This window comes from Pseudomonas sp. NPDC087639 (assembly GCF_044743385.1).
Taxonomy (GTDB): domain Bacteria; phylum Pseudomonadota; class Gammaproteobacteria; order Pseudomonadales; family Pseudomonadaceae; genus Aquipseudomonas.
In genome coordinates this window covers 457,930-476,255 of the sequence record NZ_JBIUWI010000001.1, presented here as the reverse complement: position 1 = coordinate 476,255, position 18,326 = coordinate 457,930, and the positions used below count along the sequence as shown (strand labels likewise).

The 18,326-nt window shown below is 60.2% G+C and carries 17 protein-coding genes; 7 read left to right on the top strand and 10 right to left on the bottom strand.

Going from position 1 to position 18,326, the window contains the following annotated elements:
- The 3 genes from ACIOVB_RS02000 to ACIOVB_RS01990 form a co-directional block, all read right to left on the bottom strand.
- Nucleotides 1-557: TSUP family transporter (locus tag ACIOVB_RS02000; RefSeq protein WP_401264374.1), on the bottom strand; the 557-nt coding region annotated here is incomplete at its 3' end.
- Between the two features lie 236 nt (nucleotides 558-793).
- A complete protein-coding gene (locus ACIOVB_RS01995; RefSeq protein ID WP_103302046.1) occupies nucleotides 794-1,273 on the bottom strand; it encodes a nuclear transport factor 2 family protein in 480 nt (159 codons plus the stop codon).
- 55 nt (nucleotides 1,274-1,328) lie between these two features.
- Nucleotides 1,329-1,892 carry a TetR/AcrR family transcriptional regulator gene (locus ACIOVB_RS01990; RefSeq protein WP_401264371.1) on the bottom strand — a complete coding sequence of 188 codons (564 nt, stop codon included), beginning with the start codon at nucleotides 1,890-1,892 and terminating at the stop codon, nucleotides 1,329-1,331.
- Nucleotides 1,893-2,128: 236 nt separating this feature from the next.
- Here ACIOVB_RS01990 and pssA point away from each other — a divergent pair, with 236 nt between their 5' ends.
- The gene (gene pssA, locus ACIOVB_RS01985) at nucleotides 2,129-3,472 is read left to right on the top strand and encodes a CDP-diacylglycerol--serine O-phosphatidyltransferase (protein WP_401264369.1); all 1,344 of its coding nucleotides are present in this window, start codon (nucleotides 2,129-2,131) and stop codon (nucleotides 3,470-3,472) included.
- A gap of 122 nt (nucleotides 3,473-3,594) precedes the next feature.
- Here pssA and efeO (ACIOVB_RS01980) read toward each other — a convergent pair whose 3' ends face one another.
- From efeO (ACIOVB_RS01980) to efeU, 4 genes are read right to left on the bottom strand one after another with little or no spacing between them, the layout of a single operon-like run.
- A complete protein-coding gene (gene efeO / locus ACIOVB_RS01980; protein ID WP_401264366.1) occupies nucleotides 3,595-4,419 on the bottom strand; it encodes an iron uptake system protein EfeO in 825 nt (274 codons plus the stop codon).
- Between the two features lie 27 nt (nucleotides 4,420-4,446).
- Complete coding sequence (gene efeB, locus ACIOVB_RS01975; RefSeq protein WP_401264364.1) at nucleotides 4,447-5,745, bottom strand: iron uptake transporter deferrochelatase/peroxidase subunit; 1,299 nt, start codon at nucleotides 5,743-5,745, stop codon at nucleotides 4,447-4,449.
- 17 nt (nucleotides 5,746-5,762) lie between these two features.
- A complete protein-coding gene (efeO, locus tag ACIOVB_RS01970; RefSeq protein ID WP_401264361.1) occupies nucleotides 5,763-6,962 on the bottom strand; it encodes an iron uptake system protein EfeO in 1,200 nt (399 codons plus the stop codon).
- An 8-nt stretch (nucleotides 6,963-6,970) separates the two neighbouring features.
- A complete protein-coding gene (efeU, locus tag ACIOVB_RS01965) occupies nucleotides 6,971-7,816 on the bottom strand; it encodes an iron uptake transporter permease EfeU (RefSeq protein WP_401264358.1) in 846 nt (281 codons plus the stop codon).
- 206 nt (nucleotides 7,817-8,022) lie between these two features.
- On the opposite strand from efeU, the gene ACIOVB_RS01960 reads away from it, so the two are divergent.
- The 6 genes from ACIOVB_RS01960 to ACIOVB_RS01935 all read left to right on the top strand — a co-directional run bounded on the left by ACIOVB_RS01960 (nucleotide 8,023) and on the right by ACIOVB_RS01935 (nucleotide 14,900).
- Nucleotides 8,023-9,039, top strand: coding sequence for an AraC family transcriptional regulator (locus ACIOVB_RS01960; RefSeq protein WP_401264356.1), 1,017 nt, complete (start codon nucleotides 8,023-8,025; stop codon nucleotides 9,037-9,039).
- Between the two features lie 161 nt (nucleotides 9,040-9,200).
- A complete protein-coding gene (locus ACIOVB_RS01955; RefSeq protein WP_401264353.1) occupies nucleotides 9,201-10,865 on the top strand; it encodes an AMP-binding protein in 1,665 nt (554 codons plus the stop codon).
- 16 nt (nucleotides 10,866-10,881) lie between these two features.
- Nucleotides 10,882-11,643, top strand: coding sequence for an SDR family NAD(P)-dependent oxidoreductase (locus ACIOVB_RS01950; RefSeq protein WP_401264352.1), 762 nt, complete (start codon nucleotides 10,882-10,884; stop codon nucleotides 11,641-11,643).
- A 12-nt stretch (nucleotides 11,644-11,655) separates the two neighbouring features.
- Nucleotides 11,656-12,849 carry an acetyl-CoA C-acyltransferase gene (locus ACIOVB_RS01945; RefSeq protein WP_401264349.1) on the top strand — a complete coding sequence of 398 codons (1,194 nt, stop codon included), beginning with the start codon at nucleotides 11,656-11,658 and terminating at the stop codon, nucleotides 12,847-12,849.
- 134 nt (nucleotides 12,850-12,983) lie between these two features.
- A complete protein-coding gene (locus tag ACIOVB_RS01940) occupies nucleotides 12,984-14,111 on the top strand; it encodes an acyl-CoA dehydrogenase (RefSeq protein WP_401264347.1) in 1,128 nt (375 codons plus the stop codon).
- A gap of 15 nt (nucleotides 14,112-14,126) precedes the next feature.
- The gene (locus tag ACIOVB_RS01935) at nucleotides 14,127-14,900 is read left to right on the top strand and encodes an enoyl-CoA hydratase (RefSeq protein WP_401264344.1); all 774 of its coding nucleotides are present in this window, start codon (nucleotides 14,127-14,129) and stop codon (nucleotides 14,898-14,900) included.
- A 106-nt stretch (nucleotides 14,901-15,006) separates the two neighbouring features.
- Here ACIOVB_RS01935 and ACIOVB_RS01930 read toward each other — a convergent pair whose 3' ends face one another.
- The 3 genes from ACIOVB_RS01930 to ACIOVB_RS01920 all read right to left on the bottom strand — a co-directional run bounded on the left by ACIOVB_RS01930 (nucleotide 15,007) and on the right by ACIOVB_RS01920 (nucleotide 18,203).
- The gene (locus ACIOVB_RS01930) at nucleotides 15,007-16,158 is read right to left on the bottom strand and encodes an acyl-CoA dehydrogenase family protein (protein WP_187680596.1); all 1,152 of its coding nucleotides are present in this window, start codon (nucleotides 16,156-16,158) and stop codon (nucleotides 15,007-15,009) included.
- A gap of 3 nt (nucleotides 16,159-16,161) precedes the next feature.
- Nucleotides 16,162-17,268: an enoyl-CoA hydratase/isomerase family protein gene (locus tag ACIOVB_RS01925; protein ID WP_401264341.1), complete on the bottom strand. Its 1,107-nt coding sequence runs from the start codon at nucleotides 17,266-17,268 to the stop codon at nucleotides 16,162-16,164.
- Between the two features lie 248 nt (nucleotides 17,269-17,516).
- Entirely contained in the window at nucleotides 17,517-18,203 is a 687-nt protein-coding gene (locus ACIOVB_RS01920) for an HPP family protein (protein WP_401264339.1), read from the bottom strand.
- Nucleotides 18,204-18,326: the final 123 nt, after the last annotated feature.

Below are 18,326 nucleotides of genomic sequence, written 5' to 3'. Positions count from 1 at the left end.
ATGCTGCGCGCCACGCCGCTGGCCTTGACCAGGTCGATCGGGTACAGCAGCAGGCTGCTGACAGTCCAGAACGCGCCAGTGCCGGGACCGGCCACGCCGTCATAGAAACCGAGGCTGAAGCCTTGGGTCGATTGCCATTTCTTTTTGATCGGTGCGTCGCTGTCCAGCGGCGCCTTTGGCGTGCCGCCAAACAACAGATACAGGCCGCAGGCGAAGACGATCACAGGGAGCATTTTGTTCAGCCATTCCGCCGGCAAGTAATGCGCGACGATGGCACCGGTCAACGCGCCGACCAGCGTGCCGACAATTGCGTGCACCCACTGCCGTGGATGGAACAGTTTGCGCCGGTAGAAGGTGAAACTGGCAGTGGCCGAGCCGAAGGTCGAGCTGAGTTTGTTGGTGCCGAGTACCAGATGCGGCGGCAGACCCGCCGTCAGCAGCGCTGGGGTGGTCAACAGACCGCCACCGCCAGCAATGGCGTCGATGAAACCGGCAACGAAAGCTACAAGGGCCAGAATGGCCAGGGTGGTGAGGTCAACGCTGAGTTCGAAAGGCATGGAATCGGCTTATTCGGCAAGGCGCAGATCGGGGCTGCGGGGAGGGCAGCCATGTTACTCATTTCCGGGTGTTGCGGCGACCCGTCTGGCCTCATTGCGAGCAGGCTCCGACAGGGGAATGCATTTCAACTGTGGGAGTGAGCCTGCTCGCGATGGCGGCTGCACATTCAACACCTCCGCTGACTGGCACACCGCAATCGCGAGCAGGCTCACGCCTACATTTGGAACTGTGTCGATTACAGACCGAGATCAGACAACCCCGGATGATCATCCGGGCGCCGCCCCAGTGGCCAGTGGAACTTGCGTTCGCTTTCCTTGATCGGCATGTCATTGATACAGGCGTAACGCTGGAACATCAGGCCGTTGTCATCGAACTCCCAGTTTTCATTGCCGTAGGAACGGAACCAGTTGCCCGAATCGTCGTGCCATTCATACGCGTAGCGCACGGCAATGCGCGTGTCGGAATAAGCCCAGAGCTCCTTGATCAAACGGTAATCCAGCTCCTTGGCCCATTTGCGGGTCAGGAAAGCTTTGGCTTCTTCGCGGTTATTGGCGAACTCGGCGCGGTTACGCCACTTGGTGTCGAGGGTGTAGGCCAGCGATACCCGTTCCGGATCGCGGGAGTTCCAGCCGTCCTCGGCCAGACGAACTTTCTCGATCGCCGATTCACGGTTGAAGGGGGGTAATGGCGGACGTACCTGGGCTGCAGTAGACATGTTCAGTCTCCCGATAAAGTTAATGTTTATACAACTTGTCAGGCTTATTAAGGCGTTACAGGTCCAATAACTTACGCGCCATGCATTGCGCATTATCAGCGGCACTGTGATCACCCATCACAAGCGCTACGGTAATGGCGCCGTCAATCAGGATCAGCAACTGGTTGGCCAGCAGTTGCGGGTCCTCGGCGCCATGTTCGGTACACAGCTCGCACACGTAGTCGAGCAGTTTCTGTTTGTGGTCTTTGGCGACCTGGCGCACCGGGTCCTGTGGATCGCCGGTCTCGCCGCTGGTGTTGATGAAGGCGCAGCCACGGAAACCTTCCGAAGCGAACCAGCCCTTGAGTACGGTAAACAGGTTGAGCAGGCGATCGGCCGGGGTTTCGGCCTGATCGACGGCGCTTCGGTACCAGTGCATCCAGCGCACGTCGCGACGTTGCAGGGCGGCGACGGTCAGTTCTTCCTTGTTGGCGAAATAACGATAGATGCTTTTTCTGGAGACGCCGGCGGTTTTCACCAGAAGATCCATGCCGGTGGCCGCGATGCCACTTTTATAGATCAGCTTTTCGGTGACATCCAGAATGATGTCGCGTGTCGAGGTGTCGGTGATTTCGTTCATGTGGCGAACAGTAGAACGATCGTTCTCCTTGGTCAAGCATTGATTTTTAGATTTGATCATTCCCATGCTGTGCGTGGGAATGCAGCCAGGGAAGCTCTGCGTCCCAAAGGGCCGAACGCGGTGCTTCCGTTGAGGCCATCCCACGCGGAGCGTGGGAACGAGCGTGTAGCGGGAAGACCCGAAGGGATCGATGGTGTAAGCTCTCGGGTTCTTCGGATTCGATCATTGCGAGCCCTATGCCGTTGCTTTTCAAACGTTCTCTGCTGCCCAAACTGCGCAGCTTTCCGCTGACCGCCGAGGCCGTGACCATTCTGTCCGGTGCCGCCGAGTTCCGTCGTTGCCTGCTGGAGAAAATCGCCACGGCGACCCAGCGCATCTACATCGTCGCTCTCTACTTGCAGCAAGACGAAGCCGGTCAGGAAATCCTCGATGCCTTGCACGCCGCCAAACTCAAGCGTCCCGAGCTTGAAATCGCCGTGGTGGTTGACTGGCTGCGCGCCCAGCGCGGTCTGATCGGCGCCGGTAAGCAGCCAGGCAATTCGGCGTGGTATCAGGAAATGACCCGCACTCACGAAAGCGAAGTGCCGGTGTACGGCGTGCCGGTGCAGACCCGCGAATTGTTTGGCGTCCTGCATTTGAAGGGCTTCGTGATCGACGACAGCGTGGTCTACAGCGGCGCGAGCCTGAACAACGTCTACCTGCACAAGTTCGACAAATACCGCTTCGACCGCTATCACGTTCTGCGCAGCCATGAGCTGGCGGACTCCATGCATCACCTGGTCAAGCACGGTCTGATCGAATCGAAAGCCGTGCATCGTCTTGACCTGCCCAACCTGCCGACCACGCGCAGCCTGCGCAACGACATCGGCGATCTGCGCAGCCGCCTCAAATACGCGACCTACGACACCAGCGCCGGCAGCACGGGCCGAGAAGGCCTGTCCGTCAGCCCATTGCTGGGCGTGGGCAAGAACAACCCGTTGAATCGGGCGATTCTTGAACTGATCGCCAGTGCACAAACACAGCTGACCATCTGCACGCCGTACTTCAATTTGCCGCTGAGTGTGATCCGCGAAATCAATCGTGCGCTGGCCCGTGGGGTGAAGATCGACATTGTGGTCGGCGACAAGACTGCCAACGACTTCTACATCCCGCCGAGCGAGCCGTTCAAGGTAATCGCGGCGCTGCCGTACCTGTACGAGATCAGCCTGCGTCGCTTCGCTAAACGGCATCAACGCAACATCGACAGCGGGCAGTTGAACCTGCACCTGTGGCGTGACGGCGACAACACCTATCACCTCAAGGGCATGTGGATCGATCAGCGCTATACCTTGCTGACCGGCAACAACCTCAATCCACGGGCGTTCAGGCTGGATCTGGAAAACGCGCTGTTGATTGATGATCCGAGGGGCGAGTGGCTGGAGCCGCGTGCGCAGGAGTTGGAGGAGATTTTCCGCCATACCACGCGGATCGAAAGCTTTAACAACCTGGAGACACTGCCGGAATACCCGACCGGTGTGGCCAAGTTTCTCAAGCGCGTGAGTCGAGTGCGGATCGAGCGGTTGCTCTACCGGATTTTGTAAGGTTTTAAATTTGTAGCGGTCATGCAACCGCTATCGCGAGCAGGCTCACTCCTACAGGGGAACGCATTCCAACTGTAGGAGTGAGCCTGCTCGCGATGAGGCCTTAACAGACGCTACAAAACTCAGTTCAGCCCCAATTTCCCACGCAACGTGGACAGGTCTTCCGCAAGCGTATTCACCGGCCCAACCAGTGCTTTGCGGTCGTTGTCCTTAACCTTGTCGTAGGTCTCGAACCCACCGTCCTGGGTCTTGTACTTGGCCAGAACCTTGTTCACGGTGGCGAAATTCTTGTCGACCTTCGCGACGAACGCCTTGTCCTGCTGCTCGATCTGCGGCCGGAATAAATCAACGATTTTCTTCGCGCCGTCGATGTTGCCCTGGAAGTCGTACAGGTCAGTGTGACTGTAGCGGTCTTCTTCACCGGAGATCTTGGTCGCGGCGACTTCTTCCAGCAGCGCAGCCGCACCGCCCACCACTTTCTCAGGCGGGAAGGTCAGGCCGGCCACGCGGGTTTGCAGGTCTTTGACGTCTTTGTTCAAGCCATCCGCCAGTGCGTCCAGGCCTTGGGTACTTTTTTCCGAGAACAGCGAGTATTCGATGCGATGGAACCCGGTGAAGTCTTCCGACTTCACGCCTTTCTCGTGGTCGTCGACGCGGGAGTCGATGGACGCATCGAGGTCACTGAACAGCTCTGCAATCGGCTCGATCGACTCGTAGTAGACGCGTGTCGGCGCGTAGAGCTTTTGCGCGGTGGCCAGGTCGCCTTTCTTCACAGCGTCGGTGAACTGCTGGGTATGGCTGGCCAACTCATCCAGTTGCTCGGTGACGTAAATCTTGTAGTCTGAAACCGGCCCGACCAGATCCAGCGGCGCGGTGGCGGCGAAGGCTGACAGCGGGGTGTTGAGCAAACCAAGGGTCAGCAATAACGCGAGTGGCGTCTTTCTCATGGGGGTGGCTCCAGAGTCGGGATTGTTTTATGCCGCTGTTTTCGGTTGTGTGGCGTTGAGCAGCGAGCGACCGATGAAGTCCTTGTCGCCGGTGACACCCGGAAGGGTGAAGAAGTAACCACCGCCGACCGGTTTGAGGTATTCCTCAAGCGGTTCGCCGTTGAGGCGGGTCTGCACGGTGATAAAGCCTTTCTCCAAATCGACCTGGTAACAAATGAAGAGCAGACCCATGTCGAGTTGGCCGTTCTTGTTCACACCGTTGGAGTAGTTGAACGGCCGACGCAGGATCAGGTTGGCCTGGCTCGCGGCAGTGCGCGGATTGGCCAGGCGGATGTGTGCGTCGAGTTTGGTCAGTTTGCCGGCCGGATCCTTGCTGTAATCCGGTACTTCGCTCTCGTGAGTCCCACCCATCGGCGCGCCGGTAGTCTTGACCCGGCCGAGAATGCTTTCCTGTTCCTGCAAAGGCGTACGGTCCCAGCGCTCGACGAAGTTGCGGATGATCCGCACCGCTTGATAGCTGCCGTGGGCCGCCCACGCCGGTTCGTCGCTGCCCGGTTGCACCCAGACGATGTTATCCATGGCTTTGGCATCGTTGGAGTCGGGGTTGGCCGAGCCATCACGGAAACCGAGGAAATTGCGCGCCGATTGCGCCGGTACCCCGGGTTTGGCCGGGGCCTGCGGCGGTACGCTGCCTTCCTGTTTCCAGCGCACCAGCAGCAGGTCCGGCAGGTTTTTCACGATGTCGCGCAGGGCATGGATGTTGGTGTCAGCGGTGTTCGAGCAGAACTGCACACTCAAATCGCCGTGGCAGCAATCGGCCTCCAGCGCGTCGTTGGGGAAACCGACCATGCGTTGCAGGCGCTTGGGCTTGGCGTCGGCCAGACCAAAGCGCTCATCAAACAACGACTCGCCCACCGACACGGTGATGGTCAGGTTGTCCGGACTCACCACCGGGCCGAGGATGCCGGAGTCTGGCGGCGGCAGCTTCGGATCGATCTGCGCGACCGGGCCGCCCTTCATCAGGAAGGCGATACGCTCGTTGAGCGTACGGAACAGGCGCTCCAGGTCTTCGCGATCACTGGCCAATACGTCGAACGACACCAGCATGCCTGACGCCGGGCGCGGGGTGACGATGCCGGTTTGGTGCACACCGTGGAAATCGTGGCGGTCTTCGGTTTTATCGCTGCTCGGGGCTTCGGTGACTTGTGCCGGCGCTGCGGCCATGGCCGGGCAGCTCAGGGCCGATCCGGCCAGTGCGACACCGGCCGCGCCCATGCCCATCAGGACACGGCGACGTTGCAGGTTGAGTTGTTCTGAATCTTTCATCGGTACTCGTCTTCTGCTTACAGGCCGGAGAGGCCGAGGGCGGGATCAATGCCATCAAGTGCGTCGGCCAGAGCCTGGGCCTTGTCGGCGATCTGTTTGCGTTGTTCGCCGCTGACGCTGTCGTAGCTGGCGAAGCCGTCCTTGACCTTGAAACTGTTCAGTTGGGTGTCGAAGTCCGCCAGCGCCTGATCGATTTTCGGCAACAGCTCGGCGGCGGATTTGCTCAGCATCGGCCGCAGCAGGTCGACGACTTTGTGCGCGGTTTGCAGATTGGCGGCGAAACCGTTGAGGTCGCCGTGGCTGTAGCGTTCTTCTTCACCACTGGCGGCGCGGACGTCGGCCAGGGTGTTGAGGTTGCGAACGACGATGTTGACCAGTTGCTCCGGTGGCAGCGACTGGGCAAGCAGTTGCTCTTTGAGCGTGGTGACATCGCTCAGCAAGCGCTGAGATACGGGCGCGAGGTCATCGAGTTTGCGTTGCTGGAACAGCGCGTATTCGATCCGGTGGAAGCCGACAAAGGCTGAATCCTGTTCGCGTTTTTCGAAGTAATCGGCGCGGGCATTGATGCTGTTGTCCAGTTCCGCCAGGCGTTGCGCCGCTGGGGCCAGATGTTGATAGGCCGTACGCGCCGGCAGGTACAGCGCCTGAGCCTGGCTCAAGTCGCCGCTCGCAATCGCCTGATCGAGTGCGGTCACGGCTTTGATCAAAGCGCTGCCCTGACTGGCCAGATACACACGGAACTCCGACAACGGCCCGATGAAGGCGACCATCGACGGTTTGGCCTTGGCGGCGGCGTCGGAAGCGGCGGTTGGCGTTACATGCAAAGTGCCGCGCGGATTGCTTAGCAGGCCGCAGGTGATCGCGTAGTCGCCGGGTTGCAGGTTGGCGTTGATCACCTGGCTCAAGCCCGGCGCAATGTTCTCGCGTTCTTCGACCACCAGCACGCCATCGAGGATTTCCCATTCCACCGCCCGCTCGGAGCGGTTGACGATGCGGAAACTGGCACGGCCGGCCGGTACGGTCAGCGCATTCGGCTCGCAACTGCCCGGGTGAATGTTGACGACCACTTCGTCGTGGTTGTGCTGACGTTTGGCTGCCGCCAGTTGCGAGGCATAGTAGAACAGGCCACCGGCGGCGATCATCACGACCACCGAACCGGCCACTGCCCAGCGCAAGGCGCGGGGAGGCGAGGCCTGTGGGGTATTAGGCTTTGACATGGGTGCCCTTATTGGCTGGAAACGGAATTCGATTGCGCGGCGTTTTTGGCGGGCGCCGCCGGGAGGAAAAACATCACCAGCGCCACTACCAGATAAATCAGATAAGCGCCGAGGGTGCTGACGGTTGGCGCATCCTGGTAACCGAACATGCCGGCCAGCACCGAGCCCAGCGGGCCATCCATCGGTAGCGTCGCGCTGACGTCGAAGAGCACGGTTTGCAGGTGATTCCACACCCCGGCTTCATGCAGGGCTTGCACCGAATTGGCGAGAATCCCCGCGGCCACCACAAGTATGAACAGCCCGGTCCATTTGAAAAACATCGAGAGATTGAGACGCATGCTGCCGGTGTAGATCAGGAAACCGACGACAATCGCCAGAAGCAGGCCAAGCAGGGCACCGATCGGCGCACCCGGGCCTTCACTTTGCTGGAACACCGCGAGCAGGAAAAACACCGTTTCCAGGCCTTCACGCGCCACGGCAAAGAACACCATAGCGATCAACGCGATGACCTGATGTTTGGAAGAGGTCAGGGCTTCATCCAGCGAGGCGTGCAGCGAATGTTTGATCGACCGTGCGACCTTGCGCATCCAGAACACCATCGAGCTGAGAATCCCCACGGCCACCAGCCCGACGATGCCTTCAAACAGTTCTTGCTGCTTTTGCGGGAATTCGGCGCTGACCAGTTCCAGTCCTCCACCGACCAGCAGGGCGAGGGCGGCGGCAAGAAATACGCCGATCCACACGGCGGGCATCCATTGGCCACGGCCGGTCTGTTGCAGGTAGCTGGCGATGATGCCAACGATCAGCGCGGCTTCAATGCCTTCGCGCAGCATGATCAGAAAAGGAACGAGCATTCGGCATCCAGATAGTCATTCGAAGAGTTACAAGTTGTAACATAATGAAAGTCATTCTCACATGACAATCATTGACATAAACCTGAACGTCAGCTGAACAACCCGGTTTTTGCCCTGCACAGATCTCCTGCACAGGGTTCTGTGGTGAACTCCTGTCGTGCGGTAAGATGCCCGCCAGTCAAAAACAACAAGGTCTGCCTCGCTCCATGTCGGAAAAAGACACCATCGCCGTTCAACTGGTGCGTGAAGCGCTGCTGCAAAGTTGTGCCCCCGGCGTGGCCACGGAAGAAGTCCTGAACAAGGTCGGCATTGCTCCAGCCTTGTTGCAATCCGAAGATGGCCGGGTGCCGGCCTCGCAGTACGCCAGGCTCTGGCGTTTGTTGGCCCGGCGCGGTGATGACGAGTTTTTTGGCATGGACCCGCGCAAGCTCAAGTCCGGCAGTCTGGAGTTCCTTTGTCGCAGTGCGATGGCGCAACCGACACTCGCTGCTGGTTTGAGCAGCGGCCTGGGATTTCTGTCGCTGATGCTTGAACGTCTGCCCGCGCAACTGGTGCATCAGCAGAGTCTGGCGGAAATCGTTCTGCTCGAAGACGATCCCGAACCGCGCCGTGCCTTCACCTATTTCACTTACTGGATGATCGTCCACGGCGTGGCCTGCTGGCTGGCCGGGCGGCGGATTCCGATTCTGGCCATTGAGCTGCGTTGCCCGGAACCGGACTTCACCGATGACTACCGGGTGATGTTCTCGGAGAACCTGCGTTTCGACCGGCCGCGCACGCGGATGATTTTCTCGGCGGACTGCCTGGATCTGCCGATCAAGCGTAGTGTTGAAGAGTTGAAACGCTTCCTGGCCCATGCGCCGGCCAACATCCTGGTCAAGTACCGCGATCCGCAAAGCCTCGCCAGCCGGATCAAACAGGATTTGCGCCAGCTCCCTGCTGAGCAGTGGCCGGAAACTGAAGCATTGGCGCAGCAGTTGTGTATGTCCGCTTCGACTTTGCGTCGACGTTTGGCAGAGGAAGGGCAGACGTATCAGGGGCTCAAGGACAGCGTGCGCAAGGAGTTGGCGATTGTCTGGCTCGCGGAGCCTTCGATCAGTTTTGTCGAAATTGCGTCGCGGCTCGGGTTTGCCGATGCGAGCTCGTTCTACAAGGCGTTTCGCAAGTGGTCGGGGTCCAATCCCGGGCACTATCGCACGCTGATCCTGAATGAGGTTGTCTGACCCGACGCCTTCGCGAGCAAGCAACACACACCTAAAGGCATGGCCAAACCAGTCAGCCACTTTGATGGCTTTGACCATTGCCCCAAGCCACGCACAGCGCGACTATTCCTCTGTTGTTTACGGTTCCCCAACCTAATAAAAAACACAGAGGGATTCTGGCAATGCGCGACTACTTGTCTGCCACCGAACAGTTCAACTATCAGCACACCGTTGATACCGCGCTCAGCGGTACGCTTGAGGCGCTCAACGCCTGCGTCGAATGCTGCGACCGCCATGCATTGCCGGGGCGCATCGCGCTGTTCTGGGAGGGTCGCGACGGCGCCAGTGCGACGTACACCTTCAGCGACTTGCAGGACAAAGCCGCGCGTTTCGCCAATTTCCTCCTTGCCCAAGGCGTGCAGAAGGGTGACAAGGTCGCCGGCCTGCTGCCGCGCAACATCGAATTGCTCATCACCGTGTTCGCCACCTGGCGTATCGGCGCGGTCTATCAGCCGCTGTTCACCGCATTCGGCCCCAAGGCCCTTGAACATCGCCTGAACAGCTCCGGCGCCAAAGTGGTGGTGACCGACGCCGTCAACCGTCCGAAACTCGCTGAAGTCGCCGATTGCCCGACACTGGTCACCGTCGGCGGCGCCAAGGGCCAGGGCATCGTCCGAGGCGACTTCAGTTTCTGGGCTGAACTGGCCAATTATTCCAATGTCTGCGAACCGGTATTGTTGACCGGCGAAGACCCGTTCCTGCTGATGTTCACCTCGGGCACCACCGGCCCGTCGAAAGCGCTGTCGGTGCCGCTCAAAGCCATCGTCGCGTTCCAGAGCTACACCCGTGATGCCGTTGATCTGCGCCCCGAAGACGCGTTCTGGAACGTCGCCGATCCAGGCTGGGCCTACGGCATCTATTTCGGCGTGACGGGCCCGATGTCGATGGGCCACCCGATCACCTTCTACGATGGCCCGTTCACCCTCGAAAGCACCTGCCGGGTGATCAACAAATACGGCATCACCAACCTGACCGGTTCGCCCACGGCGTATCGCTTGCTGATTGCCGGCGGTGACGAGTTCGCCAAGTCGATCAAGGGCAAGCTGCGCATCGTCAGCAGCGCCGGCGAGCCGTTGAATCCGGAGGTGATCCGCTGGTTTGCCGACAACCTCGACGTGGTCATTCACGACCATTACGGCCAGACCGAACTGGGTATGGTCCTTTGTAACCACCACGGTATCGAGCACCCGGTTCACGTCGGCGCCGCCGGTTTCGCTTCGCCGGGCCATCGCATCGTGGTGCTCGACGAGCAATACAACGAACTCGGCGTCGGCCAGCCCGGCATTCTCGCCATCGACCGGCCTGAATCGCCAATGTGCTGGTTCGGTGGCTATGAAGGCGCACCAACCAAAGCCTTCGTCGGCGACTATTACCTGAGCGGCGACACCGTGGAATGGAACCCGGATGGCAGCATCAGCTTCGTCGGCCGCAGCGACGACGTGATCACCACCTCCGGCTACCGCGTCGGCCCGTTCGACGTCGAAAGCGCGCTGATTGAACACCCGGCCGTGGTCGAGGCGGCGGTGGTCGGCAAACCGGACCCGGAACGCACCGAACTGGTCAAAGCCTTTGTCGTGCTCAGCGCGCAATACCGCGCGGAACCTACGCTGGCCGAAGAATTGCGCCAGCACGTGCGCAAGCGTCTGGCAGCGCATTCATACCCGCGTGAAATCGAATTTGTCAGCGAATTGCCCAAGACCCCGAGCGGCAAATTGCAGCGCTTTATCTTGCGCAACCAGGAAATCGCCAAGGCTCAAGAGGCCGCAGCGAAAAACGTTTCAGCTTGAATCCAAGGAAACAGTCATGCAGATCGAGAACAAGGTTTTTATCGTCACCGGCGGCGCGTCCGGCCTGGGTGCGGCCACCGCTGAATTGCTGGTGAATGCCGGCGCCAAAGTGATGCTGGTGGACATGAATGCCGAAGCGGTTGCCGCGCAGGCTCAGCGTCTGGGCGTACACAGCGTCGTCGCTGACATCAGCAATGAAGCCGCTGCCGAAGCCGCTGTGCAGGCGACCGTCAAAGCCTTTGGCAGCCTCAACGGTCTGGTCAATTGCGCCGGCATCGTCCGTGGCGAGAAGATCCTCGGCAAGAACGGCCCGCACGCACTGGCCAGTTTTGCTCAGGTGATCAACGTCAATCTGATCGGCAGCTTCAACATGCTGCGTCTGGCCGCTGCGGCGATTGCCGAAAGCGAAGCCAATGCCGACGGCGAGCGCGGCGTGATCATCAACACCGCCTCGGTGGCGGCATTCGACGGTCAGATCGGCCAGGCTGCTTACGCCGCCTCCAAAGGCGCCATCGCCAGCCTGACCCTGCCCGCTGCGCGCGAACTGGCGCGTTTCGGCATCCGCGTGATGACCATCGCCCCGGGCATTTTCGAAACCCCGATGATGGCCGGCATGACCCCGGAAGTTCGCGAATCGCTGGCTGCTGGCGTACCGTTTCCGCCACGTTTGGGCAAGCCTGCCGAGTACGCCGCGCTGGTCCGCCATATCATCGAAAACAGCATGCTCAACGGCGAGGTGATCCGTCTCGACGGTGCCTTGCGCATGGCCGCCAAGTAAGGAGGATTTGTCATGACTATTTCCAACGATCCGATTGTCATCGTCAGCGCCGTCCGCACCCCGATGGGTGGTTTTCAGGGCGAACTGAAAAGCCTCACCGCGCCGCAGCTTGGCGCTGCTGCCATCAAAGCGGCGGTTGAACGCGCCGGTGTTGCCAGCGATGCGGTCGACGAAGTGCTGTTCGGTTGCGTCCTGCCCGCGGGCCTCGGCCAGGCGCCTGCGCGGCAAGCGGCACTGGGTGCCGGGCTGGATAAATCGACGCGCTGCACCACGGTCAACAAGATGTGCGGCTCGGGCATGGAAACCACCATTCTGGCCCACGACATGCTGGTCGCCGGCAGCGCCGACGTGGTGATCGCAGGCGGCATGGAGAGCATGTCCAACTCGCCGTATCTGCTGGATCGCGCCCGCGCCGGTTACCGCATGGGCCACGGCCGCGTGCTCGATTCAATGTTCCTCGACGGCCTCGAAGACGCCTACGACAAGGGTCGCCTGATGGGCACCTTCGCCGAGGATTGCGCCGAGACCAATCACTTCAGCCGCGAAGCGCAGGACGCTTTTGCTATCGCCTCGACCACCCGCGCACAACAGGCGATCAAGGACGGTAGCTTCAAGGACGAAATCGTCCCGCTGACCGTGACCGTCGGCAAAGAACAGGTGCTGATCAGCCACGATGAGCAACCGCCGAAAGCCAAACTGGACAAGATCGCCTCGTTGAAACCGGCGTTCCGCGAAGGCGGCACAGTGACGGCGGCGAACTCCAGTTCGATCTCCGACGGCGCGGCGGCGCTGGTGCTGATGCGTCAATCGCAGGCGCAGAAACTCGGCCTGAAACCGCTGGCGGTGATTCATGGCCATGCTGCATTTGCCGATACTCCGGGCCTGTTCCCGGTGGCGCCGATTGGTGCAATCAAGAAACTGATCAAGAAAACAGGTTGGTCGCTGGGCGACGTTGACCTGTTCGAGGTCAACGAAGCGTTTGCCGTGGTCGGCATGGCGGCGATGACTCACCTGGAAATCCCCCACGAGAAACTCAACGTGCACGGCGGTGCTTGTGCGCTGGGCCATCCAATCGGTGCCTCGGGTGCGCGGATTCTGGTGACCTTGCTCTCGGCATTGCGCCAGAAAAACCTCAAGCGCGGCGTGGCGGCGATCTGCATCGGTGGCGGCGAAGCGACGGCCATGGCCGTGGAATGCGTCTACTAACCGCGCGCCCTCTGTAGGAGCTGCCGCAGGCTGCGATCTTTTGATCTTGTCTGTTGAAAATCAAAGTCAAAAGATCGCAACCTGCGGCAGCTCCTACAAAGGATTGTGTTGTAACCCGGATTTAAGGATTCACCATGATTCCCAACGAAGACCAAAACCAGATCCGCGACATGGCCCGGCAGTTTGCCGAGGAACGGCTCAAGCCGTTCGCCGCCGAGTGGGATCGCGAACACCGTTTCCCCAAGGAAGCCATCGGCGAAATGGCCGGACTGGGTTTTTTCGGCATGCTCGTGCCGGAACAGTGGGGCGGTTGCGACACCGGTTACCTGGCCTACGCCATGGCCCTGGAAGAAATCGCCGCCGGTGACGGCGCCTGCTCGACGATCATGAGCGTGCACAACTCGGTGGGTTGCGTGCCGATCCTCAAGTTCGGCAACGACGATCAGCGCGAACGTTTCCTCAAACCGCTGGCCAGCGGCGCGATGCTCGGTGCATTTGCCCTGACCGAACCTCAGGCTGGTTCCGATGCCAGCAGCCTGAAAACCCGCGCGCGCCTTGAAGGCGATCACTACGTGCTCAATGGCTGCAAACAGTTCATCACCTCCGGGAAAAACGCCGGGATCGTGATCGTGTTTGCCGTGACCGACCCGAGTGCCGGCAAACGCGGGATCACGGCGCTTATCGTGCCGACCGATTCACCAGGCTACAAAGTCGCCCGCGTCGAAGACAAACTCGGCCAGCACGCTTCGGACACCTGCCAGATTCTCTTCGAAGACGTCAAAGTGCCGGTGGCCAACCGATTGGGCGAGGAGGGCGAAGGTTACAAGATTGCCTTGGCCAACCTTGAAGGCGGCCGCGTCGGCATCGCTTCGCAATCGGTGGGCATGGCCCGCGCCGCGTTCGAAGCGGCCCGTGACTACGCCCGCGAGCGCGACACCTTTGGCAAGCCGATCATCGAACACCAGGCCGTGGCGTTTCGCTTGGCCGACATGGCCACGCAAATCGCCGTCGCCCGGCAAATGGTGCATTACGCTGCAGCCCTGCGTGACAGCGGCCAACCAGCGCTGGTCGAAGCCTCGATGGCTAAGCTGTTCGCCTCGGAGATGGCTGAGAAGGTCTGCTCCATGGCGTTGCAAACCCTCGGCGGTTACGGTTACCTCAACGACTTCCCGCTGGAGCGCATCTACCGCGACGTGCGTGTCTGCCAGATCTACGAAGGCACCAGCGACATTCAGCGCATGGTTATTTCGCGCAATCTCTGACAAGGAATCTTGCCCATGACTTACGAAACGATTCTGCTGGAAACCCATGGCCGCGTTGGCCTGATCACCCTGAACCGCCCGCAGGCGCTGAACGCCCTGAACGCGCAACTGGTCCGCGAAGTGAATACCGCGCTCGATGGCCTGGAGGCGGATTCAAACATCGGCTGTATCGTCATCACCGGCTCAAAAAAGGCTTTCGCTGCCGGTGCCGACATCAAGGAAATGGCCGAGCTGACGTATCCGCAGATCTACATGGACGACCTGTTCAGCGACAGCGATCGCGTGGCCAATCGCCGCAAACCGATCATCGCTGCAGTCAACGGTTTCGCTCTCGGTGGCGGCTGTGAACTGGCGTTGATGTGCGACTTCATTCTGGCGGGCGACAACGCCAAGTTCGGCCAACCGGAGATCAATCTCGGCGTCTTGCCGGGCATGGGCGGCACCCAGCGCCTGACTCGCGCTGTGGGCAAGGCCAAGGCCATGGAAATGTGCCTGAGCGGGCGCTTGATTGATGCGGTGGAAGCCGAGCGCTGTGGCATCGTCGCTCGGATCGTGCCGAGCGATGAATTGCTGGATGAAGCGCTCAAGGTTGCCGCAGTGATCGCCAGCAAATCACTGCCGATTGCAATGATGGTCAAGGAGAGCGTCAACCGCGCGTTTGAGGTCAATCTGACTGAAGGCGTACGCTTCGAGCGCCGGGTGTTCCATGCGGCGTTCGCCACTCAGGATCAGAAGGAAGGCATGGCGGCGTTTGTGGCCAAGCGGCCACCGGAGTTCCAAGGCAAGTAATACGGCGTTTGCCAGGGCGCCATCGCCAGCAGGCTGGCTCCTACAGGGGATTTGTGTACGACGCAGATCCAATGTGGGAGCCAGCCTGCTGGCGATGCTTTTGCTGTTAGATCTGGTAGTTCTTCAACTCCCGTGCAATCACCATCCGCTGAATCTCGCTCGACCCTTCATAGATCTGGGTAATCCGCGCATCGCGGTAGTACTTTTCGACCGGATAGTCCTCCAGATAGCCATACCCGCCATGAATCTGAATTGCTGACGAACAGACCTTCTCGGCCATTTCCGAGGCAAACAGCTTGGCCTGTGACGCCTCCGACAGACACGGTTTGCCCGCCGTGCGCAGCCGCGCCGCGTGCAGGATCATCAGCCGTGCCGCATTCAATTGCATGTGCATGTCGGCCAGCAGGTTGGCGATGCTCTGGTGCTCGTTGATCGGTTTGCCGAACTGCACCCGGTCTCGCGAATAAGCCAGCGCCGCTTCAAACGCAGCACGGGCGATGCCCAAGGCTTGCGCGGCAATCCCGATGCGTCCGCCCTCAAGGTTGGACAGGGCAATCGCCAGGCCTTTGCCACGTTCGCCGAGCAGGTTGGCCTCGGGAATGCTGCAGTTGTTCAGCGTCACCGCGCAGGTGTCGGAGGCGCGGATGCCCATTTTGTGTTCGGTGCGGTCAACGATGAAACCTGGGGTGTCGGTCGGCACCAGAAACGCCGAAATACCTTTCTTGCCCAGATCCGGATCGGTCACGGCAAACACGATTGCCAGTTTCGCCCGTTTGCCGTTGCTGACAAATTGCTTGGCGCCGTTGATTACCCACTGACCGTCGCGCAGTTCGGCGCGGGTGCGCAGATTGTGCGCTTCGGAGCCGGCCTGCGGTTCGGTCAGGCAAAAGCAGCCGATGGTTTGCCCGCTGGCCAGATCGGCCAGCCAGGTTTGTTTCTGTGCTTCGCTGCCATAGTTGAGCACTGGGCCGCAGCCGACCGAGTTGTGAATGCTCATGAACGCGCCGGTCGCGCCGTCACCGGCGGAAATCTCTTCTACTGCCAGTGCGTAAGCCACGTAGTCGACATAGGTGCCGCCCCATTCTTCGGGGACGACCATACCCAGCAGACCCAGTTCGCCCATCTTCGCCACGAGGGCGTCATCGATCCAGCCAGCCTTTTCCCAGGCTTGCGCGTGGGGCGCGATTTCGCCACGGGCAAAGTCCCGGGCCATGTCGCGGATCATTACTTGTTCTTCAGTCAGTTCGAGATCGTGCATGGCTCAGCTCCCGCTCTCATCAAAACCGTGGAAGAAACTCGCGATATGCGCAGCGTCCAGTGCGGCGAGAGTCGGCGGGTTCCAGCGTGGTGACTTGTCTTTGTCGATCAGCAGGGCGCGGACACCTTCGATCAGATCGCCACGGGCGAACCACTGGCGATCCAGGTGCAGCTCCAGAGCGAAGCAATGTTCCAGGCTCAGATGCCGGCCACGACGGAGCATTTCCAGGGTGACGGCCATGGCCAGCGGTGAGCGGGTTTCCAGCAGATCCGCCGTAGTGGTCGCCCATTCATGGCTGTCGGCGACGGTCACCGCGCGCAATTGCTCAACCATGCTCGGCACATCCGGCAGGGCGAAGAAATGGTCGATGGCCGGGCGCAAGGCCTGGAGCGGCGCACTGGGCAGGGTTTGCACAGCGTTTTTGGCCAGCAGATTCTGTAAATCCTTGAGCGGCGTGTCGTGCCATTCCAGGCCATCGAGTTGTTCATCGAGCGTGACGAGTTTGTTGCTGTCGATGTACCAATCGGCGAGGCCGCAATACAGCGCATCGGCCGCTCGAATCTGCACACCACTGACGCCCAGATAAATCCCCAGCTCACCGGGAATGCGCGGCAGGAAGTAGCTGCCACCGACGTCCGGGAAATAACCGATGGCCACTTCCGGCATCGCCAGACGGCTCTTCTCGGTGACCACCCGCAGATCGGCGCCTTGCACCAGGCCCATGCCGCCGCCGAGGACGAACCCATCCATCAGTGCCAGCACCGGTTTGCGGTAGTGGTGGATTGTCAGGTCGAGGGCGTATTCCTCGACGAAGAATTCTTCGTGCAGCGTGTCGCCGCTTTTATAGCTGTCGTACAGGGAACGAATGTCGCCGCCGGCGCAGAAGGCTTTTTCACCGGCACCGCGCAGCACCACTGCGTGGACATTAGCGTCCGTGGCCCAGGCGTCGAGTTGCTGTTGCAGCAATCGAACCATGTCGAGGGTGATGGCGTTGAGGCCGGCGGGGCGGTTGAGGGTCAGGTGACCAATGTGGTTGCGAACCTCGGCCAGCACTTCGTTTTGCGTGGCATCCATGGACAACGTCCTCGGGGATGAAGCCTGAGCAGTCATCACTAACTCCCTGCTTTTATTGTCTTTATTCGAGAAACTCGCGCGCGAGCGTTAACGGATCGTAACAGTGCAAATTTGCCGTGTACAACGGGGATATGTGCAGGGGCAGTCTGCGTTTTTGCCCTAAGTCATGGAATGCCACAACAGTGTAGGAGCTGCAGCACGCTACGATCTTTTGATCTTCTAAATCAGGATCAAAAGATCGCAGCCTCGTTTCACTAGACAGCTTCTAAAGGGGGAGGGTGGTGTCAGGAGAAGACTTCTCCGATGCTACGCCGCTTGGCGTGCAGTTCACTGGCGTGGATCAGTTGTTCGAGGTCTTCAGGCGTGATGTCGATGAAGGCCCCCATGTCGGCCAATGCGAGTTTCAGGTCTTCAGCTGTGATCGCCTGGCTGTCGACCGGGGCAACCACGGGCGCGGGTTCAGTGGGACGTTTCGGATAACGAATGCGCGTGAGGTTGTTGTAGGCCAAAGCACTGAGCAGCATGCACGCCGCGCCGAGCATCACCGGCTCCATGGCTTTCCAGTCCATGGCGATGGTTGCCGGATCGGCCAGCACGAGAGTGAGTGCCAAAGCACCAGCCGGTGGATGCAGGCAGCGCAACCAGCACATCAGAATCAACGCCATGCCCGCTGCCAGACAGGCGCTGCCGAGGGTGCGCCCGAGCACATGGGCGACCAATAACGCCACGACACCGGCACACAAATACCCACCGAGAATCGACCACGGCTGGGCGAGGGCACCGGATGACACGGCAAACAGCAACACTGCCGAGGCGCCCAAAGGCCCGATCAGGTGATAGGCGACGTCATGGCCAAATACCTGAGCACACAGCCACACACTGAACAACGTGCCCAACGCCATGCCGATAGCGGCGCGGCTCCATTCGGTGGGGCGGGTGTTGATGGCGGCGGGCAACCAGCGAGCGAGCATGTGAATCGGTCCTTGCAGCAAATTCGGGGCAAAAAAAAGGACTGTCCGACAATCCGGAAAGCCCTCGAAGTGTTCCAACATTGGGGGAGGAACGCGCACAGTGTGCCGATCTATCTCGATGCT

Coding starts and splice junctions, on each gene's coding strand:
- ACIOVB_RS01925 (WP_401264341.1), bottom strand. CDS start 17,268: ATGACTGCTCAGGCTTCATCCCCGAGGACGTTGTCCATGGATGCCACG.
- ACIOVB_RS01920 (WP_401264339.1), bottom strand. CDS start 18,203: ATGCTCGCTCGCTGGTTGCCCGCCGCCATCAACACCCGCCCCACCGAA.
- ACIOVB_RS01940 (WP_401264347.1), top strand. CDS start 12,984: ATGATTCCCAACGAAGACCAAAACCAGATCCGCGACATGGCCCGGCAG.
- ACIOVB_RS01930 (WP_187680596.1), bottom strand. CDS start 16,158: ATGCACGATCTCGAACTGACTGAAGAACAAGTAATGATCCGCGACATG.
- ACIOVB_RS01995 (WP_103302046.1), bottom strand. CDS start 1,273: ATGTCTACTGCAGCCCAGGTACGTCCGCCATTACCCCCCTTCAACCGT.
- ACIOVB_RS01955 (WP_401264353.1), top strand. CDS start 9,201: ATGCGCGACTACTTGTCTGCCACCGAACAGTTCAACTATCAGCACACC.
- efeU (WP_401264358.1), bottom strand. CDS start 7,816: ATGCTCGTTCCTTTTCTGATCATGCTGCGCGAAGGCATTGAAGCCGCG.
- ACIOVB_RS01935 (WP_401264344.1), top strand. CDS start 14,127: ATGACTTACGAAACGATTCTGCTGGAAACCCATGGCCGCGTTGGCCTG.
- ACIOVB_RS01945 (WP_401264349.1), top strand. CDS start 11,656: ATGACTATTTCCAACGATCCGATTGTCATCGTCAGCGCCGTCCGCACC.
- ACIOVB_RS01960 (WP_401264356.1), top strand. CDS start 8,023: ATGTCGGAAAAAGACACCATCGCCGTTCAACTGGTGCGTGAAGCGCTG.
- efeB (WP_401264364.1), bottom strand. CDS start 5,745: ATGAAAGATTCAGAACAACTCAACCTGCAACGTCGCCGTGTCCTGATG.
- efeO (WP_401264361.1), bottom strand. CDS start 6,962: ATGTCAAAGCCTAATACCCCACAGGCCTCGCCTCCCCGCGCCTTGCGC.
- ACIOVB_RS01990 (WP_401264371.1), bottom strand. CDS start 1,892: ATGAACGAAATCACCGACACCTCGACACGCGACATCATTCTGGATGTC.
- ACIOVB_RS01950 (WP_401264352.1), top strand. CDS start 10,882: ATGCAGATCGAGAACAAGGTTTTTATCGTCACCGGCGGCGCGTCCGGC.
- pssA (WP_401264369.1), top strand. CDS start 2,129: ATGCCGTTGCTTTTCAAACGTTCTCTGCTGCCCAAACTGCGCAGCTTT.
- efeO (WP_401264366.1), bottom strand. CDS start 4,419: ATGAGAAAGACGCCACTCGCGTTATTGCTGACCCTTGGTTTGCTCAAC.